The organism is Streptomyces sp. NPDC037054, assembly GCF_055606745.1.
Genome location: NZ_JBVJSJ010000007.1, coordinates 23,990 through 50,335 on the forward strand (window position 1 = coordinate 23,990; position 26,346 = coordinate 50,335).

A 26,346-nucleotide genomic window follows, 5' to 3' on the forward strand; every position below is an offset into this window, starting at 1 on the left:
CGCCGGGCGCACGGGGCGGCCGGGTCGCCGGGATCCCTCGGGGCGGGCCGGACGCCGGCGGTGGGACGAAGGCTCGGCCGGCGGGCAGGCGTGATCGCCCGAGAGGGACGTGAGAGCTGAACGCGGGGGGTGTCGCATGAGCGACTCCTTGCAGACCGGGCGCGCCGCGACGGGCGTGCCGACTGAATGGAATCGCTCCCACTGGTGCAACGAAGCTAGCGCCAAGTGACGGCGAAAGACAGAGGAGTTGCAAATTTTCTGGGTCGCCGCAGGTCGAATCTTTTCGACTCTTCAAGCGTCTTGACCCCTTCGGGCCCCGTCTCCACTATGGGAGCGCTCCCACTGGTTCAAGGCTTGTTGCTCCTCCCCACTTCGTCCGAGCCGCAAGGAGGAACCAGCACATGCATCCCAGACGCAGACGCCGTGTCACGCGGCGGCTGTTGACCGCCGTCGTGGCGGCCCTCGCCCTTCCGCTGACCATGCTGTCGACCGGCTCGACTCCCGCTCAGGCGGCGGCCGTTCAGTGCAGCGTCGACTACAAGACCAATGACTGGGGTTCCGGCTTCACCGCGGACCTGACGATCACCAACCGCGGTACGGACGTCATCGACGGCTGGACCCTGACGTACGCGTACGGCGGCAACCAGAGGCTGACCAACGGCTGGAACGGCACCTGGTCGCAGTCGGGCCAGTCGGTCACGGTGAAGAACGCCTCCTACAACGGGCGGATCGCCGCGGGCGCCGCCGTCTCCACGGGCGCCCAGTTCACCTACAGCGGCACCAATACCGCGCCGTCCTCCTTCTCGGTCAACGGCACCGCCTGCAACGGGGCGCACCAGCCGCCGATCGCGGTGCTCACCAGCCCCGCGGCCGGCGCGGTCTACACGCAGGGCGAGGCGGTCCCGCTGGCGGCGACCGCGGCCGCGGCGGACAACGCGACGATCAGCAAGGTGGAGTTCTACGACGACACCACGCTGCTCGGCACCGACACCAGCTCGCCGTACACGCTGTCCGCCGCCAACCTGTCGGTCGGGAGCCACTCGCTGGTGGCGAAGGCGTACGACAGTCTGGGCGCGTCCGCGAACTCCACCCCGGTCGGCATCACGGTCACGTCCGGGCCGACCGTGGTCGCCACGCCCGCCCAACTCGCCGTGCAGCAGGGCAGGACGGGCACGTACGAGGTGAAGCTGTCGAAGCAGCCGACCGCCAACGTCACCGTCACGACGGCGCGGGCGAGCGGCAATTCGGGGCTGTCGGTCACCGGCGGCGCGTCGCTGACGTTCACGCCGTCGAACTGGAACACGGCGCAGAAGGTGACCGTCACCGCCGACTCCTCCGGGACCGGTGCGGCCGTCTTCGAGTCGACGGCGCCGGGCCACGGCAAGGCGTCGGTGACCGTGACGCAGATCGGCGCGACGAAGGCGTACGAGGCCCGCTTCCTCGACCTGTACGGGAAGATCACCAACCCGGCGAACGGCTACTTCTCCCCCGAGGGCATTCCGTACCACTCGGTGGAGACGCTGATCGTCGAGGCGCCGGACCACGGCCACGAGACCACCTCGGAGGCGTACAGCTATCTGCTGTGGCTGCAGGCCATGTACGGCAAGGTGACGGGCGACTGGACCAAGTTCAACGGGGCCTGGGAGATCATGGAGAAGTACATGATCCCGACCCACGCGGACCAGCCGACCAACTCGTTCTACAACGCGTCGAAGCCGGCGACGTACGCGCCGGAGTACGACAACGTGAACCAATACCCGTCGGCGCTCGACACGGGTGTCTCGGTGGGACCGGATCCGATTGCCGGTGAACTGAAGACCGCATACGGTACGGACGACGTCTACGGCATGCACTGGATCCAGGACGTCGACAACGTCTACGGCTTCGGCAACTCGCCCGGCAAGTGCGAGGCCGGTCCGGCGGACACCGGACCGTCGTACATCAACACCTTCCAGCGCGGCCCGCAGGAGTCGGTGTGGGAGACGATCCCGCAGCCGACCTGCGACGCCTTCAAGTACGGCGGCAGGAACGGCTATCTGGACCTGTTCACCAAGGACGCGTCCTACGCCAAGCAGTGGAAGTTCACCAACGCCCCGGACGCCGACGCGCGCGCCGTGCAGGCCGCGTACTGGGCGGACATCTGGGCGAAGGAGCAGGGCAAGGGGTCCCAGGTCTCGGCGACCGTGGCCAAGGCCGCGAAGATGGGTGACTACCTGCGGTACGCCATGTTCGACAAGTACTTCAAGAAGATCGGCAACTGCACCAGCCCGTCCTGCCCGGCGGGCACCGGCAAGGACTCCTCGCACTACCTGCTGTCCTGGTACTACGCGTGGGGCGGCGCCACCGACACCTCGGCGGGCTGGGCCTGGCGCATCGGCTCCAGCCACGCGCACGGCGGTTACCAGAACCCGCTGGCGGCGTACGCGCTGAGCAACTACGCCGACCTGAAGCCGAAGTCGGCGACGGGTGCGGCGGACTGGGCCAAGTCGCTGCAGCGGCAGGTGGAGTTCTACCGCTGGCTGCAGGCCGACGAGGGCGCCATCGCGGGCGGCGCGACCAACAGCTGGGCGGGCCGGTACACGACGCCGCCGGCCGGTGTGTCGACGTTCTACGGCATGTACTACGACGAGAAGCCGGTCTACCACGACCCGCCGTCCAACCAGTGGTTCGGCTTCCAGGCGTGGTCGATGGAGCGGGTCGCCGAGTACTACCAGCAGTCGGGCAACGCGCTGGCGAAGTCGGTCCTCGACAAGTGGGTCGACTGGGCGCTGTCGGAGACCACGATCAACCCCGACGGCACCTTCCGGATCCCCTCGACGCTCAAGTGGTCGGGCCAGCCCGACACCTGGAACGCCGCGAACCCGGGCGCCAACAGCAACCTGCACGTCACCGTGGCCGACTACACCAACGACGTCGGTGTGGCGGCGGCGTACGCCAAGACCCTGACGTACTACGCCGACCGTTCCGGTGACACCGAGGCCGCCGCCACGGCGAAGGCCCTGCTCGACGGCATGTGGGAGAACCACCAGGACGACCTCGGCATCGCCGTGGAGGAGACCCGGTCCGACTACAACCGCTTCGACGACGGCGTGTACGTCCCGAGCGGCTGGACCGGCACCATGCCGAACGGCGACGCGATCAACTCGTCGTCGACCTTCGAGTCGATCCGTTCGTTCTACGAGGACGACCCGGCCTGGTCGAAGATCGAGGGTTATCTCGCGGGCGGAGCGGCGCCCACGTTCACGTACCACCGGTTCTGGGCCCAGGCGGACATCGCCCTCGCCATGGGCTCGTACGCGGAGCTTCTCGAATAGTCCCCGCTCTCCGCGTACCGCGCGCCGGGCGGCCCCACCCGCACAGGGGCCGCCCGGTCGTCGCGTCGCTCCCCGAAGGGAGCGGAGGCAGGCCCCCTCCTCCTCACCGGAAAGGAATTCCCCACACATGTTGAGAAAGCGCTTACTCGGGACCGTGTCGGCGCTGGCCGCCGGTCTGCTGCTCGCGGGCGCCCCGTCCGCGCCGGCCGCCGACGGTCCGAGGACGGCCGCGGCGTCCGGCGGTCGCACGGCGACGGCCCTGACGGCGGACACCTACACCTGGAAGAACGCCCGGATCGACGGTGGCGGCTTCGTGCCGGGCATCGTCTTCAACCGCGCGGAGAAGGACCTCGCCTACGCCCGCACCGACATCGGCGGCGCCTACCGCTGGCAGGAGGCGACGAAGACCTGGACGCCGCTGCTGGACTCGGTCGGCTGGGACGACTGGGGTCACACCGGTGTCGTCTCGCTCGCCTCCGACTCCGTCGACCCGGACCGGGTGTACGCGGCGGTCGGCACGTACACCAACGGCTGGGATCCGGGGAACGGCGCGGTGCTGCGGTCCTCGGACCGGGGCGCGAGCTGGCGGAAGGCGGACCTGCCGTTCAAGCTGGGCGGCAACATGCCCGGCCGCGGCATGGGTGAGCGCCTCGCGGTCGACCCGAACAGGAACAGCGTGCTGTATCTCGGCGCGCCCAGCGGCAAGGGCCTGTGGCGGTCGACGGACTCGGGGGCCACCTGGTCGCAGGTGGCGAACTTCCCGAATGTCGGCAACTACGTACAGGATCCCAGCGACACGAGCGGGTACGCGAGCGACAACCAGGGCATCGTCTGGGTCACGTTCGACGAGTCGACGGGCTCGGCGGGCACCGCCACGAAGTCGATCTACGTCGGGGTGGCCGACAAGGACAACGCCGTGTACCGGTCGACGGACGCGGGCGCGACGTGGCAGCGCGTCGCCGGCCAGCCGACGGGATACCTCCCGCACAAGGGTGTACTGGATACCGAGAACGGCCATCTGTACATCGCATACAGCGATTCGGGGGGTCCCTACGACGGCGGAAAGGGCCGTCTGTACCGGTACGCGACGTCCTCCGGCACCTGGACGGACATCAGCCCGGTCGCGGAGGCCGACACCTACTTCGGGTTCAGCGGGCTCACGGTCGACCGGCAGGATCCGGGCACCGTGATGGCGACGGCGTACAGCTCGTGGTGGCCGGACACGCAGCTCTTCCGGTCCACGGACAGCGGCGCGACCTGGACGAAGGCGTGGGACTACACGTCGTATCCGAACCGCGAGAACCGCTACACGATGGACGTGTCGTCGTCGCCGTGGCTGACGTGGGGCGCGAACCCGTCGCCTCCCGAACAGACCCCGAAGCTGGGCTGGATGACGGAGTCGCTGGAGATCGACCCGTTCGACTCCGACCGCATGATGTACGGCACGGGCGCGACGGTCTACGGCAGCGAGAACCTCACGAACTGGGACGCCGGTTCCAAGTTCGCCATCAAACCGATGGTGCGCGGCCTGGAGGAGACCGCGGTCAACGACATCGCCTCTCCCCCGTCGGGCGCCCCGCTGCTCAGCGCGCTCGGGGACATCGGCGGCTTCCGGCACACGGACCTGACGAAGGTGCCGGCGATGATGTACACGCAGCCGAACTTCACGTCCACGACCAGCCTGGACTACGCGGAGAGCAACCCGAACACCGTGGTGCGCGTCGGCAACCTCGACGCGGGGCCGCACATCGCGTTCTCGACGGACAACGGCGCCAACTGGTTCGGCGGGACCGACCCGTCGGGCGTGAGCGGTGGGGGCACGGTCGCGGCGGCGGCCGACGGCAGCCGCTTCGTGTGGAGCCCGCAGGGCGCGGGCGTGCACCACACGACCGGCTTCGGCACGTCGTGGACGGCGTCGACCGGGATCCCGGCGGGTGCGGTGGTGGAGTCGGACCGGGTCGACCCGAAGGTGTTCTACGGCTTCAAGTCCGGGAAGTTCTACGTGAGTACGGACGGCGGTGCCACCTTCACGGCGTCCGCGGCGACGGGCCTGCCCGCCGGTGACAGCGTGCGGTTCAAGGCGCTGCCGGGCGCGAAGGGCGACGTGTGGCTGGCGGGCGGCGCGAGCGACGGCGCGTACGGTCTGTGGCACTCGACGAACGGCGGGGCGAGCTTCACGAAGCTGTCGAACGTCGAGCAGGCCGACACGATCGGGTTCGGCAAGGCCGCGCCGGGTGCCACGTACCAGACGCTGTTCACCAGCGCCAAGATCGGCGGGGTGCGGGGGATCTTCCGCTCCACCGACCGGGGTGCGACCTGGACACGGATCAACGACGACGCGCACCAGTGGGGTTGGACGGGCGCGGCGATCACGGGTGACCCGCGGGTGTACGGGCGCGTGTACGTGGCGACGAACGGGCGTGGCGTCGTGTACGGCGACACTTCGGAGGTGGGCACCGGTCCGGGCCCGGGCCCCGGACCGGATCCGGAGCCGGTCGGGGCCTGCGAGGTGACGTACACGGTCACGAACCAGTGGTCGGGCGGTTTCCAGGCGGAGGTCCGGCTCGGCAACACGGGCGCGAGCGCGTGGACCGGCTGGTCGCTGAACTGGTCGTTCGCGGACGGACAGAAGGTGACGCAGATGTGGAACGCGCAGCACACGCAGTCGGGTTCGGCGGTGACGGCGAAGAACGTCGGCTGGAACGGGAACGTGGCGGCGGGTTCGTCGGTGAGCTTCGGCTTCACGGGCGACTGGTCGGGCGCGAACACGAAGCCGGCCGCGTTCAAGCTGGGTGACCGGAGCTGCACCGTGCGGTGACCGGGCGCGAGCGGTGAAGGCGCGAAAGGAGCGGGGCGCGTGCCGGGTGACGGCACGCGCCCCTTCTTCATGTTCTTCATGTGGGGTGGTCGCGGCGGGACTTGTGGGTCCTACGGCGTGTGGACGGCCGGCCTGGGCGCGGCCGGCATCTTGTTGCCGATGAAGAAGCTGGGGTGCGGGGGCTGGTTGTAGCCGGTGTTCTGCCAGGCCAGGGCGGTGCGGTACTGCGTGTCGTGCAGGAGCGTGGTGATGCGGGTGCTGGTCTGGTGCGGGGTGGAGTAGATCCGCAGGGCGGTGTTGGTGCTGGTGCGCCAGACGACCTCCTCGCGCCAGTCGCCGAGGATGTCCCCGGACAGCACGGGGGTGGACTTGGTGCCGTTGTTGGAGGAGACGCCGGAGCCGGTCAGCAGTCGGGTGTCGGACGACGTGCCGTACTTGTCGATGCGGGTGCCGTCGAGGAGTTCGCGGAGGGGGTCGCCGTCCCACCAGGACAGGAAGTTGACGGAGGACGGTTCGCGGCCCTTGGTGGCGCCGGCCTCGTCGCGGATGGAGGTGTCGGAGGCTGACCACACCTCGGCGCCGTCGTTGCCCGCGTACACGTCGGCGGCGGCTCCGCGGCCGTTGTCGCAGCAGGCGGCGAGTTTCCAGCGGACGGCGCCGTTGGCCGGGTTGAGGTAGAGCTCGGCGGGCTGCGAGGTGGACTCGGACACCTTGAAGTACTCGAGTCCGGGTGTCGCCGGGTCGAGGTCGGCGAGGTGCTGGGCGTCGCCGTGGCCGGTCCTGGCGGTCCACAGGCCCGCGCCGTTGTCGTCGACGGCCATCGAGCCGTACACGATCTCGTCCTTGCCGTCGCGGTCGACGTCGCCGACGGACAGGCTGTGCGAGCCCTGCCCGTCGTAGCCCCTGCCCGCGTTGGTGGAGGAGTTGGTGTCGAAGGTCCAGCGGCGGGTGAAGGCGCCGCCTCGCCAGTCCCAGGCGGCGATGACGCTGCGCGTGTAGTAGCCGCGGGCCATGATCAGGGAGGGGCGGGTGCCGTCCAGGTAGGCGGTGCCGGCGAGGAAGCGGTCGACGCGGTTTCCGTAGGAGTCGCCCCAGGAGGAGACGGTGCCGCGGGCGGGGACGTAGTCGACGGTGCCCATCGCCCTGCCGGTCCGGCCGTCGAACATGGTCAGGTACTCGGGGCCGGTCAGGATGTAGCCGCCGGAGTTGCGGTGGTCGGCGGAGGCGTTGCCGATGACGGCGCCGGTGCCGTCGCGGGTGCCGTCGGCGGTCTTCATGGCGACCTCGGCCCTGCCGTCGCCGTCGTAGTCGTAGGCCTGGAACTGGGTGTAGTGGGCGCCGGAGCGGATGTTGCGGCCGAGGTCGATGCGCCACAGGCGGGTGCCGTCGAGTTTGATGCCGTCGACGATCGTGTTGCCGGTGTAGCCGGACTGGGAGTTGTCCTTGGCGTTGGTGGGCTGCCACTTGAGGACGAAGTCGAGGGCGCCGTCGCCGTCGAGGTCGGCGACGGACGCGTCGTTGGCCTCGTAGGTGTAGGAGACGCCGTCGGGGGTGGTGCCGCCGGCGGGCGGGGACAGGGGCACGTCCTTGTAGCCGGCGCGGAACTGCACGGCGTGGACGGAGTCGCCCTGTTCGACGCCGCCGACGACGGCGCGGACCGTGTAGTCGGCCGAGTTGGGCGCCCCTGAGTGGAAGTAGTTGGTGGAGCCGGTGACGGGGGTGGCGTTGACCTTGGTGCCGGCCCGGTAGACGTTGAAGGCGACGTCGTCGGGGTCGGTGGCGAGCCAGCGCCAGCTGACGAGGTTGCCGGTGCCGGTGTGGACGCTGACGACGCCCCGGTCGAGGGCTTCGACCTGGCGGCCGGCGGCGGCCTCGGCCTCGTCCGTGGCGAGGGTGGCGAGTCCGGCGCCGGCGAGGGCCACGACGGCGGTCACGGCGGACAGCAGGGTGCGGCTTCTGCGGTGCCTGTGCGGGTGCTTCACGGGACGGACCTCCTGGGAGACGGGGGTGTTCCGCCTCTCAGTCGCCGCCGGTGGGCGCGGGGTTGCCGCCTACTCGGGTGTGTTTTCCGGGGACTTGGTGAAGGCGCGGAGGGTGAAGACGGGGTCGGGGCGGGGGCGGTCCTGGTCGGGGAGGGCGGCGAGGCGGGCGGCGAACCGGTCGCTGAGGGGGTCGCCCGGGGGCAGCGTGACGAACCAGCCGCGGCGCAGGTCGGCGATGGTGCGGCGGGGGCTGCGGCCCTGTCCGTGGCCGCGGAAGCTCGCCCGGCCGGTGGGGGTGAGTCCGTGGTGGGCGGCGTACGTCTCGACGGCGGCGGCGCCGTCGCGGGCCTGCCGGGGCGGGCGGGTGGCGAGGACGGCGTCGATGTCGCTGCCGACGTTGTGGGCGGCGGCCTTGTCGACGGTGGTGACGTAGACGCCGCCGGGGCGCAGGACGCGGGCGCATTCGCCGACGATGCGCCGGACGTCGTCGGGGTGTTCGGCGAGGTGCAGCAGCCACACGCTGGTGACGGCGTCGAACCGGCCGTCGGGGAAGGGGAGTCGGCGGCTGTCGCCGAGGACGACGGCGCCGGGCAGGCGGGCGGCGGCCCGGTGGGCCATGGCGGGGGTGAGGTCGACGCCGGTCACGCGCAGTGCGGGGCGTGCGGCGGCGAGGCGGCGGGTGACGATGCCGGTGCCGCAGGCCACGTCGAGGAGGCTCCGGGCGCCGGGCGGCAGCAGGCCGAGGACGGCTCCCGCCGCGGCGGCGGCCCGGGCTTCCCCGCCGCGTGAGGTGTCGTAGTGCTCGGCTTCCCTGTCGTAGTCGATCACAGGCCTCAGTGTGCCGCGTGGCCCGGGGCGAGGTCTGCCACCCTGCGAGCCAACTCGACGTCCTTCTTGGTGACGGCGCCGCCCGCGCTGTGGGTGTGCACGGCGAGGGTCACGGTGTTGTAGCCGAGGGTGAGGTCGCTGTGGTGGTCGAGTTCGTCCTGGACCTGCGCGACGTGGACGACCATGGCGGTCGCCGCGAAGTGGGTGGCCAGGCGGTAGGTGCGGGTGAGGCGGCCGTCCTCGAGGGACCAGCCCGGCAGCTCGCCGAGGCGCTCCTCGATCTCCTCCTGCGACAGCGGTTCGACGGGCATGGGCCGCGCTCCTTCCGTGGTGCGGGGGTGTGTCCTCAGCGTGCCACAGACCGTCCCGCGGGGCCCTGGTGTGCGCCGCCGCACGCGGGGGGTGCGGGGGCGGTGGTGCGGGCGCCCGTGCGCCCCCGCGCGGCGTGCCGGTGGTCTACCGTCGTGCCATGACCACGTCGCCCGTGTCCCGCGCCGCCGTGTCCGCCGCTCCCGCCGCCGGCCAGGGTGGGGGCCAAGGTGTGGGCCCGCTGCTGCGGGCCTGGCGGGAGCAGCGCAGGATCAGCCAGCTGGAGCTGGCGCTGCGCGCGGACTCCTCGGCCCGGCACATCAGTTTCGTCGAGACGGGCCGGTCGCGGCCGAGCGAGGAGATGGTGCTGCGGCTGGCGGAGCACCTGGACGTGCCGGTGCGGGAGCGCAACGCGCTGCTGCTCGCGGCGGGCTACGCCCCGCGCTATCCGGAGACGTCGCTGGACGATCCGGCGCTGGGGGCGCTGCGCGCGGGCATCGAGCGGCTCATCCAGGGGTACGAGCCGTACCCGGCGCTGGTGGTCGACGCGACGTACCGGGTGGTGGCCGCCAATCGGGGGATCGCGATGTTCCTGGAGGGGCTTCCGGAGCATCTGCTGCGGCCGCCGCTGAACGCGATGCGGCTGACGCTGCACCCGGAGGGCATGGCGCCCCGCATCCGCAATCTGCGCGAGTGGCGCGGGCATCTGCTGGAGCAGATGGAGCGGCAGATCGCGCTGCGCCGCTCAGAGCCGCTGCGGGAGCTGTACGAGGAGGTCGCGGCGTATCCGCTGCCGGACACGGCGGGCTCCGTCGGCAGGGCGGGCTCCGGGGCGACGGGCTCCGACACGGCGGGCGGCGGGGAGGCGGCGGGAGAGGAGGCGGAGCCGTATCCGTATTTCGCGCTGCCGATGGTGATCGAGCACGAGGGCCGGACGCTGTCGTTCATCTCGTCGATCTCCACGTTCAACACGCCGATGGACGTGACGGTCGCCGAGCTGGCCATCGAGACGTTCCTCCCGGCCGACCCGGCGACGGTCAAGTACCTTCAGGGACTGGCGGACTGACGGACTTTCAGAGCGGTGTGCTGGAGTCCGGCGAAGCCGGCCACGGTCACCGCCTGGAGCGCGGTCCACACCGTGCCGGCCGTGGACGGCGTGAGCCACAGCGCGAGGGCGAGGAAACTGAGCACGGCCCAGGCGAGGTTGGCCTCGACGACGGCCCGCACGCCGAAGGTCGGCGGGTGCGGCCGGGAGGCGGTCAGGGCCACGGCGGCGGTGTACGCGGCGAGGAACGCGCCGAGGATCAGCAGCAGTCCGGGGCGGACGCCGAGGAAGCGGCCGAGCGGGCCGGACGCGGCGAGGTAGGCGACGGCGTTGGCGCCGGTCACCACGGCGTCGAGCGCCAGGAACCGGCGCAGCATCCGCTGCGGGTCCGGGGTGCGGGCGAGCACGGCAAGCTGGGTCGCGGTCATGGCGAATCCCCCTTCGTCGGGGTCGAGTTGTCGCTGGGGGCCGGATCCCGGGCCGGAGTGCGCCGGCCCGGAACCCGGTACGTCCACGATGGCCGCGGCCGGGCGTGGGGTCGATTACCTCCGGAGTAATGCCGGGTTCGTGCCCCCGCGGTGACGCCGGTCGCCCCGTGGACGCTGGGAGAGTGGGGGCGGCGCGTGTCAGACTGCCCCCGTACTTTCGGCGCGTAGGGGAGGCGTGGCGTGAGTGAGCGGCGGCCGGCGCCCACCGTGGGACAGGTGGTGCTCGGCAAGCGTCTTCAGGAGCTGCGGGAAGCCGCGGGGCTGAGGCGCGAGGAGGCGGCCCGGGTGCTGCGGGTGGCGCCGGCGACGGTGCGCCGGATGGAGACGGCCGAAGTCACGCTGAAGATCCCTTACGTGCAGGTGCTGCTGACGACGTACGGGGTGGCCGAAGAGGATGTCGCGGCGTTCGTCGCGCTGGCCGAGGAGGCGAACCGGCCGGGCTGGTGGCAGCGCTACCACGACGTGCTGCCGGACTGGTTCAGCATGTACGTGAGCCTGGAGGGTGCCGCGCGGATCATCCGCTGCTACGAGCCGCACTTCGTGCCGGGGCTGCTCCAGACCGAGGACTACGCGCGTGCCGTCATGCGGGCGGGGACGATAGGGCAGGGTCCGCTGGGGCCCGAGCTGTTGGAGCGGCACGTGGCGCTGCGCATGGAGCGGCAGCGGCTGCTGGAGCGGCCCGGCCCGCCGCACCTGTGGGTGATCATGGACGAGACGGTGCTGAGGCGTCCGGTGGGCAAGCAGCGCTCCGTGATGCGGGACCAGTTGGACCGGTTGCTGGAGTTCGCCGAGCGGGACCGGGTGACGCTGCAGGTCGCGGAGTTCGCGAGCGGGCCGCATCCGGGGACGTACGCGCCGTTCACGCTGTTCCGGTTCGGGGAGCCGGAGTTGCCCGACATGGTGTTCACGGAGTACCTGACCGGCGCCCTGTACCTGGACTCCCGTACGGAGGTGTCCGTGCACCTGGAGGTGCTGGACCACATGACGGCGCGTGCCGCGTCCACGCAGCGCACCCGGAAGATCCTGCGGGAGTACCGCGAGACGTACTGACCGCCGTCGCAACGGCCGGGCCCGCCCCCGCACGCATCAGGCATCACGCATCACGCATCACGCACAGCGAGCAGTTGTACCGAAATCGCTAGGAGAGCACAGCGCATGACCGGATCAGACGCCGCGCCCACGCACATCGACACCAGCCGGCCGCATCCGGCCCGGGTGTACGACTGGTGGCTGGGCGGCAAGGACAACTACCCGGTGGACGAGGAGCTGGCCCGCAGGATCCTCGCCGTGGACAGCACGGCGGTGCGCGGGGCGCGTGCCAACCGCCGGTTCATGCACCGGGCGGTGCGCACGGCGGCGCAGGCCGGGGTGCGGCAGTTCCTGGACATCGGGACGGGCATCCCGACCGAGCCGAACCTGCACCAGGTGGCGCAGTCCGTGGCTCCCGAGGCGCGGGTGGTGTACGCGGACAACGACCCGATCGTGCTGCGGCACGCGGAGGCGCTGCTGCACGGCACGGCGGAGGGCAGCACGGACTACGTGCACGCCGACGTGCGGGACGTCGACACGCTGCTGCGGCGGGCCGGTGAGCGCCTGGACCTGGGCGAGCCGGTCGCGCTGTCGCTGGTGGCGCTCACCCACTACCTGGGCGACGACCCGTCCGGCGACGACGTGTACGGGCTGCTGAAGCGGTACGTCGACGCGCTCGCGCCGGGCAGTTATGTGATCCTCTCGCAGGTCACGCCGGATCTGAACCCGGAGTCCATCGAGAAGGCGGCCGGTCTGTTCGCGCGCAGCGGCACGCCGTTCCACCCGCGGACGCTGGCCGACTTCAGCCGGTTCTTCGACGGCCTGGAGCTGCTCGGTCCCGGTGTCATCCCGGTCACCGGCTGGCGGCCCGAGCCGGAGGACGTGGCGGCGCAGGCGGAGGGCATCGTGCCGGTGTACGCGGGGGTGGCGCGCAAGCCGTAGCGCCTGAGGGGCGGCGTGCTCCTAGGCCGCGCCGCCCTTCTCGTCGGCCGGGCCGGCGTTCTTCTCGTCGTCGACGATCTCCGCGTCGACCACGCCCTCCTCCTCGGGCGGGGCGTGGTCGGTACCGGCGCCGGTGCCGTCCGGGCCGGTGGGGCGGGCCTGTTCGTACATGGCCTGGCCCATGCGCTGGCTGACGGTGGCGAGTTTCTCGACGCCGGTGCGCAACTCCTCGGTGGGGGCCTGCCGTTCGAGGAGGGCCTTGAGTTCGGTGACGGCCGACTCGACGTCCGTCTTCGTCGTGGGGTCGACGCGGTCGGCGTTCTCGCGGAGGAAGTGCTCGGTCTGGTAGACGAGTTGCTCGGCCTGGTTGCGGGTCTCGGCGGCCTCGCGGCGGGCGCGGTCCTCCTCGGCGTACTGTTCGGCCTCGCGCATCATGCGGTCGATGTCGTCCTTGGGCAGCGCGGAGCCGCCGGTGACGGTCATCTTCTGTTCGCGGCCGGTCGCGAGGTCCTTGGCGGCGACGTGCATGATGCCGTTGGCGTCGATGTCGAAGGCGACCTCGATCTGCGGGACGCCGCGCGGCGCGGGCGGCAGGCCGGTGAGGTCGAAGACGCCGAGCTTCTTGTTGTAGGCGGCGATCTCCCGTTCGCCCTGGTAGACCTGGATGCCGACCGAGGGCTGGTTGTCGGCGGCGGTCGTGAAGATCTCCGAGCGGCGGGTGGGGATCGTGGTGTTGCGTTCGATGAGCTTCGTCATGATGCCGCCCTTGGTCTCGATGCCGAGGGACAGCGGGGTGACGTCGAGGAGCAGGACGTCCTTGACGTCACCGCGGATCACGCCCGCCTGGAGGGCGGCGCCGAGGGCCACGACCTCGTCGGGGTTGACGCCCTTGTGGGGTTCCTTGCCGGTGAGTTCCTTGACGAGTTCGGTGACGGCGGGCATCCGGGTGGAGCCGCCGACGAGGATGACGTGGTCGACGGCGGCGAGTTTGATCCCGGCGTCCTTGACGGCCTGGTGGAAAGGGGCCTTGCAGCGGTCGAGGAGGTCGGCGGTGAGTTCCTGGAAGCGGGTGCGGGTGAGTTTCTCGTCCAGGTGCAGGGGGCCTTCGGCGGAGGCCGTGATGTAGGGCAGGTTGATGGTGGTCTCGGTGGAGCTGGACAGCTCCGTCTTGGCCTTCTCGGCGGCCTCGCGGAGCCGTTGCAGGGCCATCTTGTCCTTCGCCAGGTCGATGCCGTACTGCCCCTTGAACTGCTTCACGAGGTGTTCGACGATCCGCTGGTCCCAGTCGTCGCCGCCGAGGTGGGTGTCGCCGTTGGTGGCCTTGACCTCGATGACGCCGTCGCCGATCTCCAGCAGGGACACGTCGAAGGTGCCGCCGCCGAGGTCGAAGACGAGCACGGTCTGCTCCTCGCCGCGGTCGAGTCCGTAGGCGAGGGCGGCGGCCGTCGGCTCGTTGATGATGCGCAGCACCTTCAGGCCGGCGATGTCCCCGGCTTCCTTGGTGGCCTGCCGCTGCGCGTCGTCGAAGTAGGCGGGCACGGTGATCACGGCGTCGGTGACGTCCTCGCCGAGGTAGGACTCGGCGTCCCGCTTGAGTTTCTGCAGCACGCGCGCGGACAGTTCCTGGGCGCGGTAGCGGGTGCCGTCGATGTCGCCCTGCTCGGGGAAGCGCCAGTCGGTGTCGCCCATGTGGCGTTTGACGGAGCGGGCGGTGCGCTCGACGTTGGTGACGGCCTGCCGTTTGGCGACCTCGCCGACGAGGACCTCGCCGTGTTTGGCGAACGCCACGACGGACGGTGTGGTCCGGGCGCCCTCCGCGTTGCCGATGACGGTGGGCTCGCCGCCCTCCAGGACGGCCACCACGGAGTTCGTGGTCCCGAGATCGATCCCGACCGCGCGTCCCATCGCTGTCCCCTTCCGCCGCTCCCGAACCCACTTGTCCGCTTTCCAGCACAAATCTTGCGCGGGCGGTTGTCAATGGCGCGAGGTGCGGCGCGCAGGCGCCGCCCCGCGGGTTCCCGGGGGTGCGGCGTCCGGGCACAGGGCGACGGCGCGCGGCCCGCCAAGGTGGGCGGGCCGCGCGCCGTCGTGGGTGCGCCGGGTCAGGCGAGCTTCGCCGACAGGGTGATCGGCACGGCCTTCAGGGCCTGGCTGACCGGGCAGTTGACCTTGGCGTCCTCCGCCGCGGCGACGAACGCGTCGTTGTCCAGGCCGGGCACGGTGCCCTCCACGGTGAGGTGGACGCCGGTGATGCCCTCGCCCGGCTGGAACGTGACGTCCGCCGAGGTGGTGAGCTTGGTGGGCGGGGTGCCGGCCTGCGCGAGGGCGTGCGAGAACGCCATCGAGAAGCAGCTGGAGTGCGCGGCGGCGATCAGCTCCTCGGGGCTGGTCTTTCCGTTCGCCTCCTGGGTGCGGGCGGCCCACGTCACCGGCTGCTGGTCGATCGCGCCGGAGGAGTCGAAGGTGACGACGCCGTTGCCCTCGAGCAGGTTGCCTTCCCAGACGGTGTGTGCGGAGCGCGTGGTAGCCACGATTAGTCCTTTCGCGTGTGGGCCCGTTGCCGGGTTCCGTGGCCCCCATCCGATCACACTCGGGCGCGGCGCACGGGGAAGACCGGTGGACGCCGCGTGAACGACACGTCCGCCCCGTGCCGCCCGCCCTATGCCGCGTTCTCCTCCTGCGGCCGGACCACCGGCACCTGGGGGCCGTGGGACTCGCGCAGCCAGCGGCGCAGGACGCGGTGGACGTGTTCGGCGCCGGTGAGGTCCTCGCCGTTCGCGGCCGGTGCGGACAGGGCGAGCGGGGACAGCAGGAAGGCCTTGCCCTGGGCGCCGCCGAGGCCGCCGTGCGAGCCGATCTGTTCCTCGAACGCGAGGACCTCCCCGTCGGCCGGGTCGTGGAAGGAGTTGACCATGATGTCGGCGGTGTGCGGGAAGGAGTGGGTGCGGCGCACCGCGTCGGCGGCGCCCGGCCCGAAACCGGCCAGCGGTCCCGGCTCGGCGTCGAGGTCGGCCAGCGGGATCTCCGCGCCGAACGCGCCGAGCACCACGCCGCCGTGCGTCTCGCTGCGCACCAGCAGGAAGCCGATGCCGGGGTGGTTGGCGAGGGTGGACAGCAGCGCCGGGTGGCGGGCGTCGATCTCCTCCTTGGTCATGCGGTGCGGCACGTCCGGGAAGGAGATCAGGCCGAGGTTGCCGGACGCCAGCACGATCGGCTCGGAGCGCCGGGACGGGCGGTGCTGTTCGCCGGCCTCCTCCACCGGGATGCGCAGCGCGGCGCGGACGGCGGCGCGGGCCTCGGCCCCGCTGCGGGTGCGGCGAGCGCGGCGCGGCACGGGCAGCCCGCAGCCGGCCCGGACCAGGTCGCCGAGGGTGAGGCCGTAGCGGGCGCGGAACGTCTCGCCGGGGCTCTGGCCGTGGTCGGACAGCACGACGATCCGGTAGGGGCGCGGGGCGTGCTCGGCGACCTTCTCGATCAGCGCGAGGGAGCGGTCGAGGCGGGCGAGGACCTGTTCGGCGTCCCGGCTCGTGGGCCCGGAGTGGTGTGCGACCTCGTCGTACGCCACGAGGTCGGCGTAGACGGCGGTCCGGCCGGCGAGCATGTCGCCCACCACAGCGGCGACGACGACGTCCCGTTCGACGACGGTCGCGAAGGCCCGGACGAACGGGTAGAGGCCGCCGCGTGAGACGCGGGGACGCTGTTTGCGGAGGCGGGCGCGGGTGGACTGGCCGATCTCGCGGGCGACCTCGGCGACGAACGACAGGGCGGTGCGGACGGCGTTGGCGGGGTCGGAGAAGTACGCGAAGTAGCCCGCCCGGGACCGGGTCTCCTTGCGGCGCCGGGTGGCGATGGACAGCACGAGGGCCTGTTCGTCGGCGCCGCCGCCGAACAGGTTGCCGCGGCTGGCGCCGTCGGCGCAGAGCAGACCGTCGTGGCCGGCGTACCGCACGGCGCGGCGCTGGAGTTCGGCGGCGCTGGTCGGGCGGTTGCAGACCATCACCTCGCGGGTGTCCTTCTCGTACCAGCGGAAGGCGGGCACGTCGTGGTTGCTGCCGTGCAGGATGCCGAGCTGGCTGGCGCCGGTCTGGCTGGACCAGTCGGTGCGCCAGGGGGTGAGCCGGTGGGTGGGTGCGCGGCCGGCGCCGCCGTCGAGCCAGCGGGCGACGGTGGGCATCAGGCCGTCGGCGACGGCGTCGAGCAGCACGTCGTGGCCGACGCCGTCGAGTTGCAGGAAGACGGTGCCGTGCCCGGCGGCGCTGGGCGGGGCCGTTCTTCGGCGGCGGCGGTCGGCGAGGCGGTACAGGCGGCGCCGGTAGGCGTCGTCGTCGCGGACGGCGAGGGCGCCGCCGGTGGCGGAGGCGACGGCGGACATCACGGCGGCGACGACGACGGCGGTCTCGGGGGCGGCGGCGCCCCGCTCGGCCGGGTTCAGGCCCAGGGCGACGAGCAGCAGCGCGCCGTTGAGGAAGAAGACCAGCAGGCCGAGGACGAGGGCCGGGACCAGGAGCAGCAGCCGCACCAGCAGGGGCCAGACCAGTGCGGACAGCAGGCCGAAGGCGCCGGCGCCGAGCGCGGCCGTGACGGCGATGGTGGTGGCACTGTCGCCGTCGGCCGACTGGAGCTTGAAGTCGGGCAGGATCCCGGCCAGGACGAGCATGGTGAGCGTCGAGACCGCCCACACGGTGACGCTCCGTCCGACCTGACTGGCGATCCGCCGCCACCGCGCGTCACGCACGCCACGCACACCTCACGTCCTCGGCCCGTCCTCGCCGCGGGCCCGGCGCCCACACTGCCACAACGCCGGGAAGGGCCGTTTCGTCCCCGCGCGCGGCGCACCGCGCGCCGCGAAGGGCGGGCGGAGGGCACGGGGGCGGTTCAGCGGCCGTCGTAGCCTGCCGTCGGCATCGACAGGCGGCGGTGCACGCAGGCCTTCATCTCCGCGTCGTACGACGGCTCGGCGTGCTCCACGGTCGCCACCCGCACCCCGCGGCGCGCGCATTCGGCGGTGAAGTCCTCGACGGAGGCGAGCGCGCTCTCGAGGACGCGGCGGCTGGGCGCGACGAACAGGTCGGCGCCGGGACGGACGCCGTCCCACAGCGCGCCGTGGTCGGGGCGCAGGCCGTGCACCAGCAGTTCCCGGCTGACGACGTAGCCGTGTTCGGCGGCCCAGCGGGCGCACATCGCGTACTGGCTGCGGGAGTCCACGAGGAACGGGTCGGCGTCGAGTTCCTCCAGCGGCGTCAGGCTCGCGATCGCCGTCACGCGCACCCGTGCCGCGGCCGACGCGCCGGGGAAACCCCGCAGTTGTCCCATGGCGTCCCCCTCACCTCCGGTTTCGCCGCCGACCCTACTCCTGCCCGTAGGCTTCGGGGGAGTCGCGCGAAGGAGGCAAAGAAGTGCCGGTGGAGATCACCTGGTGGGGGCACGCCACCTGCACGGTCGCGGACTCGGACGTACGCGTCCTCACCGATCCCCTGTTCGCACGCCGGCTCGCGCATCTGCGCCGTCGGCGCGGCGCGGTGCCCCCGCCCGGCGCATGGCGCGCGGACGTGGCGCTGGTGTCGCACCTGCACGCCGACCATCTGCATGTGCCGTCGCTCGCGCGGCTCGCGCCGGGCACGCGCCTGCTCGTGCCCCGGGGCGCACCACGGGCGGTACCGGGGCTGCGCCGGCTCACTCACCTGCGGGTGACCGAGGTGGCGCCCGGTGATGCGACGACCGTCGGCGATCTTGTCGTACGGGCCGTGCCGGCGCGGCACGACGGGCGGCGGCTGCCGTTCGGGCCGCACCGCTCCCCCGCGCTCGGGTACGTCGTGGAGGGCGAGGCCAGGACGTACTTCGCCGGGGACACCGGGCTGTTCGACTCGATGGCGAAGGAGGTCGGTCCGGTCGACGTGGCGCTGCTGCCGGTCGGCGGCTGGGGCCCGTACCTCGGGGAGGGGCATCTGGACGCGGGGCGGGCGGCTCAGGCGCTGGTGCGGCTGGCGCCGCGCTGCGCCGTGCCGGTGCACTACGGCACGTACTGGCCGATCGGGATGGACGCCGTGCGCCCCCACGAGTTCCACGCGCCGGGCGCGGAGTTCGTGCGGCTGGCGGCGCTGCGGGCGCCGGAGGTGGCGGTGCACCGGCTGGAGCACGGCGAGAGCGTGCGCCCGGGGGCGGCGCGGTGAGTCCGTCGGCCGCTGCGGCGGCGGCGTTGCTGGCCGTCGCTCCGACGACGGTGCCGCCGGAGTCGACGCAGCAGGCGATCGGCTATCCGTCGCTGTTCCTGCTGGTGCTGATCGGCGCGCTGGTGCCGGTGGTGCCGACGGGCGCGCTGGTGAGTTCGGCGGCCGTGGTGGCGGTGCACCAGACGGCGCCGTTCTCGCTGGCGCTGGTGTTCGTGACGGCGTCGCTCGCGGCGTTCCTCGGGGATGTGGCGCTGTACTGGCTGGGGCGGCGCGGGATGGGCTCGAAGAACGGTTCGCGGTGGCTGGAGGCGCTCCGGGCGCGGGCGCCGGAGGACCGGCTGGCGCGGGCGCAGGCGAAGCTCGCGGACCACGGGGTGACGGTGCTGGTGCTGTCCCGGCTGATGCCGGCGGGGCGGATTCCGGTGATGCTGGCGTGTCTGATGGCGCGGTGGCCGCTGCGGCGGTTCGCCCGGGGGAACCTGCCGGCGTGTCTGGCGTGGGCCGTGACGTACCAGGTGATCGGGATCCTGGGCGGTTCGCTGTTCCCGGAGCCGTGGGAGGGCGTGGTCGCCGCGGTCGCGCTGACCCTGCTGATCAGCGCGACACCGGGCGTCTGGCGGCGACTGCGCGGCACGCGGGCGCACTGAGGACGACGCGGCGCGCCGGGCACGCTCCGGGTCCGGCGGCGTCCGAGCCCGGTCCGACGGCGCCGATCCGAGTCCGGCGGCGTCCGAGCCGGGGCCGGTGGTGCCCCAGCCCGGTCCGGCGGCGCCCCAGGCCAGTCCGGCGGTGCCCGACCCCAGTCCGTTGCGTCCGAGGTCAGTTGAGCAGGTCGGACGTTCGGGCGGGCGGGGTGGGGTTCAGGACGCGTGAGGCGCCCACCGGCAGGTCCCACAGGTGGTCCCTGGGCAGGCCCGCCTTCTCCCAGGCGGCACGCACGCGCGTGAGCGGTTCCAGCACCGGCTCGGCGGACAGCACGAACGTCCCCCAGTGCATGGGCGCCATGCGGCGCGCGCCGAGGTCCTGGCAGGCCCGGACCGCCTCCTCCGGGTCGCAGTGCACGTCGCTGAGCCACCAGCGGGGGTCGTACGCGCCGATGGGCAGCAGCGCGAGGTCGATGCCCGGGTAGCGCCGGCCGATGCGGCCGAACCAGTGGCCGTAGCCGGTGTCCCCCGCGAAGTAGACGCGCTGCCCGTCGGGCGCGGTGAGCACCCAACCGCCCCACAGGGAACGGCAGGTGTCGGTGAGGCTGCGCTTGGACCAGTGGTGCGCCGGGACGAAGTCGAGGCGGACGCCGGCCCGCCGCCCGCCGGCGTCCTCGACGGGGACGCCCCGGGCGGGGAGTTCGGCGGCCTCCCACCAGTCGAGCTCGGTGACGCACGTGAACCGGCGGCGCTCGAACCAGCGTCCGAGGCCGGCCGGCACGAACACCGGGGTGTCGCGCGGGAGCCGGCGCAGCGTGGGCGCGTCCAGGTGGTCGTAGTGGTTGTGGCTGATGACGACCGCGTCCACGCGCGGCAGGGCGTTCCAGGGGACGCCGACGGGGGTGATGCGGCCGGGGGTGCCGAGGATGCGGCGGGACCAGACCGGGTCGGTGAGGACGGTGAGCCCGCCGATGCGCACCACCCAACTGGCGTGCCCTGCCCAGGTGACGGCGACGGTGCGGGCGTCGACGCGGGGCAGCGGGCCCGGCTCGTAGGGCAGCCGGGGGATGTCGGCGAGGCCTTCGCGGTCCGGGCGTACGGCGCCCTCGCGGGCGAAGCGGGCGACGGCTCTGAGGCCGGGCAGCGGGGCGGTCAGCCGGTCGTGGAACGAGCGCGGCCACACGCGCCGTTCGCCCAGCGGCCGGGGCTCGGCGAGCGGCGGGGGCGGAGGTGCAAGGGGTGCGGGGGTCGCCGGTGCGCCGGTGTCGCGGGGGCCGGGGCTCGTGGTGGTCGACTCGGACTGCTGCGTCATCGGGGAGACTCCCATCGCTGAGCGTCGTCGCGGAGATCGTCGAAGACCGCCTTCAGATGGATGATCGCGCGTTGCGGGTGCGGCAGTTCCAACGGTTCGGCCGTTCTGAGGCATTCCTCGAGTTCCGCGTCGGTGCCGCCGCCGAGCAGCGGGCCGGTCGACAGGCGTACGCGCAGCGCGCCGAGGTCGTCGCCGAACCGGTGCCCGCCCGGCGCGGGCATGCCGAGCCGGGCGGCGAGGAAGTCCTCCAGTTCCTGTGCGTCGCCGACGCCCCGCGCGAACAGCGCGGCGCGCAGCGGATCGAGGTCGGCATACACGTGCCGGCCGGCCTGAGGGGGGCGTGCCACGGCGCCCGCGCCGACGACGGCGCCGTGCACGGCGGCGGCCACGCGCGCGTGCAGGCGTACGGCGGCGGCGACCCGGGCGGTGACCGGCTCGGGCTCGCCCAGCGCGTGGGCGGCAGCGGCGGCGACCGGGGTCGCGACGCGGGCGCCGAGCGCGGTGAGGACGTCGAGCACGCGCGCGTGGAGGCCGTCGCCGCCGCCGCCGGCCGGGAACCGGGCGACCGCGGCGGGCCAGCCGGGCGGCAGCAGCGCGCCGGCCAGGTCGGTGACGACGGTGACGTGCTCGGGCAGCATCTCGGCCGGGCTGAGCAGCACGGTGTCGTGCGGGTCGTGCAGGGTGTCGCGCCAGGTCTCGTCGCTGACCAGGTGCAGGCCCTCGCCGGTGGCCGCCTCCAGCGTCTCGTGCAGCACCTCGGGGGGCGCGACGGTGGCGGTGGGGTCGTCGGCGACGGACAGCACCAGCAGGCGCGGATCACCGCCCTCGTCGCGGACCCGGCGGACGGTCTCCAGGAGGGCGTACGGGTCGGGTACGCCGCCGCACTCGGCCGGGGTCGCGACGTGGAAGGCGGGCCGGCCCAGCAGCCGGGCGTACGGCGCCCACCAGGCGGCGCACGGCCGGGGCACGAGGACGTCGCCGCCGATCGCGGCGGTCAGGGCGAGCAGCAGGGCGAGCGAGCCGGGGGCGGCGGCGACCTGGCCGGGGTCTGCGGCCAGTCCGCGCCGGGCCCAGTAACCGCAGGCGGCCTCCCGCAGGGCCGTCGCGCCGCCGACCGGCTCGGCCCCGGCGCGGTGCGCGGCGGCGGCGAGGGCCTCGGCGGTCTCGGGCAGCACGGGCAGTCCGTCGTCGGGCAGCGGCGGCCCGAAGCGGACGGGGCCGTGGCCTTCGGGGGCCGTCCGCGACATCCGTACCTCCGTGGGTGGGCGCCGGTGCCGCGCGCCGTCGGACACGACGTCCCGGCGCCCGGCGGGGCGATTGCGGGTCGGTTCTCGGCATCGGGCGGGCCGGGGCGGCCCCGCCCTGGGGCGTACGGTGCGCTGCGTGCTGTCGGAGGGCCGAGTACCCACCGGCCCCCGGTACCCACGAGCCCTCCGGTAACCACGAGCCCTCCAGTACCCACGAGCCCTCCGGTAATCCGCGGGGGCGCGTCCCCGAGGCACGCGTGCGTGCCGGAGCGGTCGGGGTGTCCCCCTCGGTGGCCGCCGCCGTCACTCCCCCGTCGCCGGGCGCTTGCGGCGCAGGCGGTACACCGCGCCGCCCAGGGCCGCCGCGATGAACACGCCGCCGGCGGCCAGGGCCGGAACGGAGTCCGTGAAGGTGCCGCCCTCCCCGGCGCGTACGCCCCGGTGGATCACGGCGCCCTCGCAGTGCCCGGCGTGATGCTCCGGCGGCTTCGGGCAGGGCCGGTGGCTGGGCGGTGCCGTGGAGGCGCCTCCGCCGCGCGTCACGGTGAACGTGGCGCTCCACGGCTTGCCCGCCCCGCCGGGTGCCGCCGGGCAGGTGCCGTCGACGGTCCACGCGGCGTCCGGGCCGCCGCCCGCGGGCCCGGCGTCGAGTTCGGCGGCGGACGCGATGCGGGCGGTGCCGCGGTAGGCGGGCTTGTCGTGCTTGGCCTCGGCGGTGTCGCCGGCGGGCAGCAGGCGGAGTTCGACGACGCCGTCCGCGAAGGCGTCCGAGGTGGCTTCGAGGGTTTTCGGCGCGGGACCCGCGACGGGGTCGCAGGACACGGAGACCGTGACGCTGCCGCCCGGGTGGACGGTCGCGGGGCTGACCTCCGCGGCCGGGTCCGCGCGGACGACCGCGGCGGGACCGCCGAGGACGGCGCCGGCCAGGACGGCGACGGACAGGGCGCGGGCGGTGCGGCGCATGGGGTGGGCTCCTTCGAGCGGCGGCTGCGGGGCGCTGCTCGCGCCCTGGCTGCCATCACAGCCCGCCGCACGCCGCGCCGCGCGCGGCCGGACACCATTAGCGGGACGGCCGCGCCCGAGCGGGTGACCGTCAGCCGCTCCCCGTGCCGTGCTCCGCGTCCCGCAGCACCTGCTCCCGCACGCGCCCGCAGCAGCGGCTGATGAGGCGGGAGACGTGCATCTGCGAGATGCCCAGCTGTTCGGCGATGCGGCTCTGTGTCATGTCGTCGAAGAAGCGCATGTAGAGGATGGCCCGCTCGCGCTCCGGGAGGGCGGCGAGGCGGGGCTTGACGGCCTCCCGGTCCACGACGGTGTCCAGCGCCGGGTCGGGCGCGCCGAGGGCGTCGCTCAGGCTGTAGCCGTCCTCGCTGCCGGGCAGTTCGGCGTCCAGGGACAGCGCGGTGAAGCTCTCCAGGGCCTCCAGGCCGACCTTGACGTCCTCCTCGCTGAGGTTGGCGTGTTCGGCGATCTCGGCGACGGTGGGCCGCCGGCCGGAGAGGTTCGCGGCGAGGTCCTGGGAGGCGAACCGGACGCGGTTGCGCAGGTCCTGCACCCGGCGCGGTACGTGCAGGGTCCACATGTGGTCGCGGAAGTGCCGCTTGATCTCGCCGGTGATGGTGGGCACGGCGTAGCTCTCGAAGGCGTTGCCGAGGTCGGGGTCGTACCGGTCGACGGCCTTGACCAGGCCGAGGGCGGCGACCTGGCGCAGGTCGTCCATGCTCTCGCCGCGGCTGCGGAACCGGCCGGCGAGGCGTTCGGCCATCGGCAGCCAGGCCTCCACGATCCGGTCCCGCAGGGCGTCGCGCTCGGGTCCCGCGGGGAGCGTGACGAGCGTGCGGAAGTCGTCGGCGGTGTCGGGGGCGTCGTCGTGCGGGTGCTTCGCGCTGACTCGGGTCGCCATGATGCGTCGCAACTCCCTTGCGGGTGCTTTGGGTTGGACGGTCACCGCGGGAGCGCACCGGCGTGCCGGACGGACGCACCGGGGGCGGGCCGAGCCGCTCCCACGGGCGTGCCTCCTGTCCGAAGCACTGTGCAAGTGCGCCTGCCCCCGGGTCCGGGCCGCAAACACGGGCGCAGGTTTTCCGCCGACGGGGACGGTGACTCGGTCACGCGTAGTGCCGACACAGCGACCCGAGTCCGACGCACGTCCGATCCCGTCCGGAAGGTCCTTCCATGAGCACCAAGGTCTCCGACCATGTCCTCGGCCGCCTGCGCGAGTGGGGCGTGGAGCACGTCTTCGGCTATCCCGGGGACGGCATCAACGGCCTGCTCGCCGCCTGGGGCAGGGCCGGCGACGAGCCCCGGTTCGTGCAGTCCCGGCACGAGGAGATGTCCGCGTTCCAGGCGGTCGGCTACGCGAAGTTCAGCGGGCGGCTCGGGGTGTGCGCGGCGACGTCGGGGCCGGGGGCGATCCACCTCCTCAACGGCCTGTACGACGCGAAGCTCGACCATGTGCCGGTGCTGGCGATCGTCGGGCAGACGCACCGCACCGCGATGGGCGGCTCGTACCAGCAGGAGGTGGACCTGCACTCGCTGTTCAAGGACGTCGCCTCCGACTTCGTGGAGACGGTGACGGTTCCGGAGCAGTTGCCGAACGTGCTGGACCGGGCGATCCGCACCGCGTACGCGCGCCGCTGCCCGACGGCGGTCATCCTCCCGGGCGACGTGCAGGAGCTCGACTACGCGCCGCCCACGCACGAGTTCAAGATGGTGCCCTCCAGCCTGGACAGCAGCGGCTGGACGTCGGTCCCGTCCGAGGAGTCGCTGCGGCGGGCGGCGGACGTCCTCAACTCCGGTGACAAGGTGGCGATCCTGGTGGGCCAGGGCGCGGCCGGGGCGCGGAGCGAGGTGGAGACGATCGCCGACCTGCTGGGCGCGGGCGTCGCCAAGGCGCTGCTCGGCAAGGACGCGCTGAGCGACGAACTGCCGTACGTGACCGGCTCGATCGGGCTGCTGGGCACCCGGCCGTCGTACGAGCTGATGCGGGACTGCGACACGCTGCTGACGATCGGTTCGTCGTTCCCGTACTCGCAGTTCCTGCCGGAGTTCGGCAAGGCGCGCGGGGTGCAGATCGACATCGACCCGCACATGGTGGGGATGCGCTACCCGTACGAGGTGAATCTCGTCGGGGACGCGAAGGAGGCCCTGCGGCGGCTGATCCCGATGATCGAGCCGGGGCGGGGGCGCGAGTGGTTCGACACGGTGTGCGCGAACGTGACGCGGTGGCGCGACGTCATGGAGCGGCGCGCGGAGCTGTCGGCCGACCCGATCAACCCGGAGTACGTGGCGCGTGCCCTGGACCCGCTGCTGCCCGCCGACGCGATCGTCACGTCGGACTCGGGGTCGGTGGCGAACTGGTACGCGCGGCACCTGACCATGCGGGACGGCATGCGCGGTTCGCTGTCCGGGACGCTCGCCACCATGGGCTGCGGGGTGCCGTACGCGATCGGCGCGAAGTTCGCGCATCCGGACCGGCCGGCGATCGCGCTGGTGGGGGACGGGGCGATGCAGATGAACGGCCTCGCGGAGATGATCACGGCGGCGAAGTACCGGGATCTGTGGGAGGACCCTCGGCTGGTGGTGGCGGTGTGGAACAACCACGATCTCAACCAGGTCACCTGGGAGATGCGGGCCATGGAGGGCGCGCCGTCGTTCCTGCCGTCGCAGGAACTGCCTGAGGTGCCGTACGCGGCGTTCGCCCGCTCGCTCGGTCTGACGGGGATCCGGGTGGAGAAGCCGGAGGACGTGGCGGACGCCTGGCGCGCCGGTCTGGAGGCGGACGGTCCGGCGGTGATCGAGTTCCTGACGGATCCCGCCGTGCCGCCGGTGCCGCCGCACGCCACCTGGGAGCAGATGGAGGCGACCGCCGCCTCGATCCTGAAGGGCGACGCGGACCGGGGGGCGATGCTCAGGCAGGGGTTCAAGGCGAAGGTGCAGGAGTTCCTGCCGCACCGCGGGAGGAAAGAGTCACGGCGCGAGGAGGAATAGGCCGCGCCTCGGCCGGTTCGGGCTTGACGGGGTCCGGGTCGCCCGGCAGGAGGAGTTCCTCGTACCGGCCGAGCGCCAGGACCACACCGAGCATCAGGACCGGGATGAACACAGCGAGGATCGCCATGGTCCGTCCTTCCCCAGAGGTCGAGCGTGGGGGGCCACGGCCGGGTCTCCCGCCCCGCACGGGGCAAACCCTCGCCGGGTTCGGCCCATTTCCTCCCTGTC

The 26,346-nt window shown here is 72.8% G+C and carries 20 protein-coding genes; 8 read left to right on the plus strand and 12 right to left on the minus strand.

The genetic code is table 11. The features are described from left to right. Positions 1 to 401 precede the first annotated feature (401 nt). Both ACZ7D7_RS18035 and ACZ7D7_RS18040 read left to right on the plus strand, forming a co-directional pair. Positions 402 to 3,314: a glycoside hydrolase family 48 protein gene (locus tag ACZ7D7_RS18035; RefSeq protein ID WP_470825386.1), complete on the plus strand. Its 2,913-nt coding sequence runs from the start codon at positions 402 to 404 to the stop codon at positions 3,312 to 3,314. Positions 3,315 to 3,441: 127 nt separating this feature from the next. Further along, entirely contained in the window at positions 3,442 to 6,132 is a 2,691-nt protein-coding gene (locus ACZ7D7_RS18040; RefSeq protein ID WP_470825388.1) for a cellulose binding domain-containing protein, read from the plus strand. 110 nt (positions 6,133 to 6,242) lie between these two features. Here ACZ7D7_RS18040 and ACZ7D7_RS18045 read toward each other — a convergent pair whose 3' ends face one another. From ACZ7D7_RS18045 to ACZ7D7_RS18055, 3 genes are all read right to left on the minus strand, one after another. After that, on the minus strand, positions 6,243 to 8,114 hold the full coding sequence (locus ACZ7D7_RS18045) for a rhamnogalacturonan lyase (RefSeq protein WP_470825389.1): 1,872 nt from the start codon (positions 8,112 to 8,114) through the stop codon (positions 6,243 to 6,245). 69 nt (positions 8,115 to 8,183) lie between these two features. Then, positions 8,184 to 8,942, minus strand: coding sequence for a class I SAM-dependent methyltransferase (locus ACZ7D7_RS18050; protein WP_470825391.1), 759 nt, complete (start codon positions 8,940 to 8,942; stop codon positions 8,184 to 8,186). A 5-nt stretch (positions 8,943 to 8,947) separates the two neighbouring features. Beyond that, positions 8,948 to 9,253 carry a 4a-hydroxytetrahydrobiopterin dehydratase gene (locus tag ACZ7D7_RS18055; RefSeq protein ID WP_470825392.1) on the minus strand — a complete coding sequence of 102 codons (306 nt, stop codon included), beginning with the start codon at positions 9,251 to 9,253 and terminating at the stop codon, positions 8,948 to 8,950. 158 nt (positions 9,254 to 9,411) lie between these two features. On the opposite strand from ACZ7D7_RS18055, the gene ACZ7D7_RS18060 reads away from it, so the two are divergent. Continuing rightward, on the plus strand, positions 9,412 to 10,317 hold the full coding sequence (locus tag ACZ7D7_RS18060; RefSeq protein WP_470825393.1) for a helix-turn-helix domain-containing protein: 906 nt from the start codon (positions 9,412 to 9,414) through the stop codon (positions 10,315 to 10,317). Here the strand turns inward: ACZ7D7_RS18060 and ACZ7D7_RS18065 are convergent. Further along, entirely contained in the window at positions 10,299 to 10,724 is a 426-nt protein-coding gene (locus ACZ7D7_RS18065; RefSeq protein WP_470825394.1) for a hypothetical protein, read from the minus strand. The two genes, ACZ7D7_RS18060 and ACZ7D7_RS18065, sit on opposite strands and share 19 nt — an antisense overlap. A gap of 240 nt (positions 10,725 to 10,964) precedes the next feature. Between ACZ7D7_RS18065 and ACZ7D7_RS18070 the strand changes: the two genes are divergently transcribed. Both ACZ7D7_RS18070 and ACZ7D7_RS18075 read left to right on the plus strand, forming a co-directional pair. Continuing rightward, entirely contained in the window at positions 10,965 to 11,834 is an 870-nt protein-coding gene (locus ACZ7D7_RS18070) for a helix-turn-helix domain-containing protein (protein ID WP_470825396.1), read from the plus strand. A gap of 105 nt (positions 11,835 to 11,939) precedes the next feature. Beyond that, a complete protein-coding gene (locus ACZ7D7_RS18075) occupies positions 11,940 to 12,755 on the plus strand; it encodes an SAM-dependent methyltransferase (RefSeq protein ID WP_470825397.1) in 816 nt (271 codons plus the stop codon). Between the two features lie 21 nt (positions 12,756 to 12,776). On the opposite strand, the gene dnaK is transcribed toward ACZ7D7_RS18075, so the two are convergent. From dnaK to ACZ7D7_RS18095, 4 genes are all read right to left on the minus strand, one after another. Further along, positions 12,777 to 14,660: a molecular chaperone DnaK gene (gene dnaK / locus ACZ7D7_RS18080; RefSeq protein WP_470825398.1), complete on the minus strand. Its 1,884-nt coding sequence runs from the start codon at positions 14,658 to 14,660 to the stop codon at positions 12,777 to 12,779. 197 nt (positions 14,661 to 14,857) lie between these two features. Then, positions 14,858 to 15,286, minus strand: a complete 429-nt coding sequence (locus tag ACZ7D7_RS18085; protein ID WP_470825399.1) for an OsmC family protein — start codon at positions 15,284 to 15,286, stop codon at positions 14,858 to 14,860. 128 nt (positions 15,287 to 15,414) lie between these two features. Continuing rightward, a complete protein-coding gene (locus ACZ7D7_RS18090) occupies positions 15,415 to 17,490 on the minus strand; it encodes a phage holin family protein (RefSeq protein ID WP_470825401.1) in 2,076 nt (691 codons plus the stop codon). 140 nt (positions 17,491 to 17,630) lie between these two features. After that, positions 17,631 to 18,068 carry a hypothetical protein gene (locus ACZ7D7_RS18095; RefSeq protein ID WP_470825402.1) on the minus strand — a complete coding sequence of 146 codons (438 nt, stop codon included), beginning with the start codon at positions 18,066 to 18,068 and terminating at the stop codon, positions 17,631 to 17,633. 83 nt (positions 18,069 to 18,151) lie between these two features. Here ACZ7D7_RS18095 and ACZ7D7_RS18100 point away from each other — a divergent pair, with 83 nt between their 5' ends. Further along, entirely contained in the window at positions 18,152 to 18,925 is a 774-nt protein-coding gene (locus ACZ7D7_RS18100) for an MBL fold metallo-hydrolase (protein WP_470825403.1), read from the plus strand. Beyond that, positions 18,922 to 19,572, plus strand: a complete 651-nt coding sequence (locus ACZ7D7_RS18105) for a DedA family protein (RefSeq protein ID WP_470825404.1) — start codon at positions 18,922 to 18,924, stop codon at positions 19,570 to 19,572. The genes ACZ7D7_RS18100 and ACZ7D7_RS18105 overlap by 4 nt, the downstream gene beginning before the upstream one ends. A gap of 172 nt (positions 19,573 to 19,744) precedes the next feature. Here ACZ7D7_RS18105 and ACZ7D7_RS18110 read toward each other — a convergent pair whose 3' ends face one another. The 4 genes from ACZ7D7_RS18110 to ACZ7D7_RS18125 all read right to left on the minus strand — a co-directional run bounded on the left by ACZ7D7_RS18110 (position 19,745) and on the right by ACZ7D7_RS18125 (position 24,031). Beyond that, complete coding sequence (locus ACZ7D7_RS18110) at positions 19,745 to 20,881, minus strand: MBL fold metallo-hydrolase (RefSeq protein WP_470825405.1); 1,137 nt, start codon at positions 20,879 to 20,881, stop codon at positions 19,745 to 19,747. Continuing rightward, positions 20,878 to 22,128 (minus strand): aminotransferase class I/II-fold pyridoxal phosphate-dependent enzyme, encoded by a 1,251-nt coding sequence (locus ACZ7D7_RS18115; RefSeq protein ID WP_470825407.1) that lies wholly within the window; start codon positions 22,126 to 22,128, stop codon positions 20,878 to 20,880. The genes ACZ7D7_RS18110 and ACZ7D7_RS18115 overlap by 4 nt, the downstream gene beginning before the upstream one ends. Positions 22,129 to 22,431: 303 nt before the next feature. Then, complete coding sequence (locus ACZ7D7_RS18120) at positions 22,432 to 23,091, minus strand: hypothetical protein (RefSeq protein ID WP_470825408.1); 660 nt, start codon at positions 23,089 to 23,091, stop codon at positions 22,432 to 22,434. A gap of 130 nt (positions 23,092 to 23,221) precedes the next feature. Then, positions 23,222 to 24,031 (minus strand): RNA polymerase sigma factor SigF, encoded by an 810-nt coding sequence (locus ACZ7D7_RS18125; RefSeq protein ID WP_470825409.1) that lies wholly within the window; start codon positions 24,029 to 24,031, stop codon positions 23,222 to 23,224. 272 nt (positions 24,032 to 24,303) lie between these two features. Here ACZ7D7_RS18125 and ACZ7D7_RS18130 point away from each other — a divergent pair, with 272 nt between their 5' ends. Then, positions 24,304 to 26,118 (plus strand): thiamine pyrophosphate-requiring protein, encoded by a 1,815-nt coding sequence (locus ACZ7D7_RS18130; RefSeq protein WP_470825410.1) that lies wholly within the window; start codon positions 24,304 to 24,306, stop codon positions 26,116 to 26,118. The last annotated feature ends 228 nt before the right edge of the window (positions 26,119 to 26,346 follow it).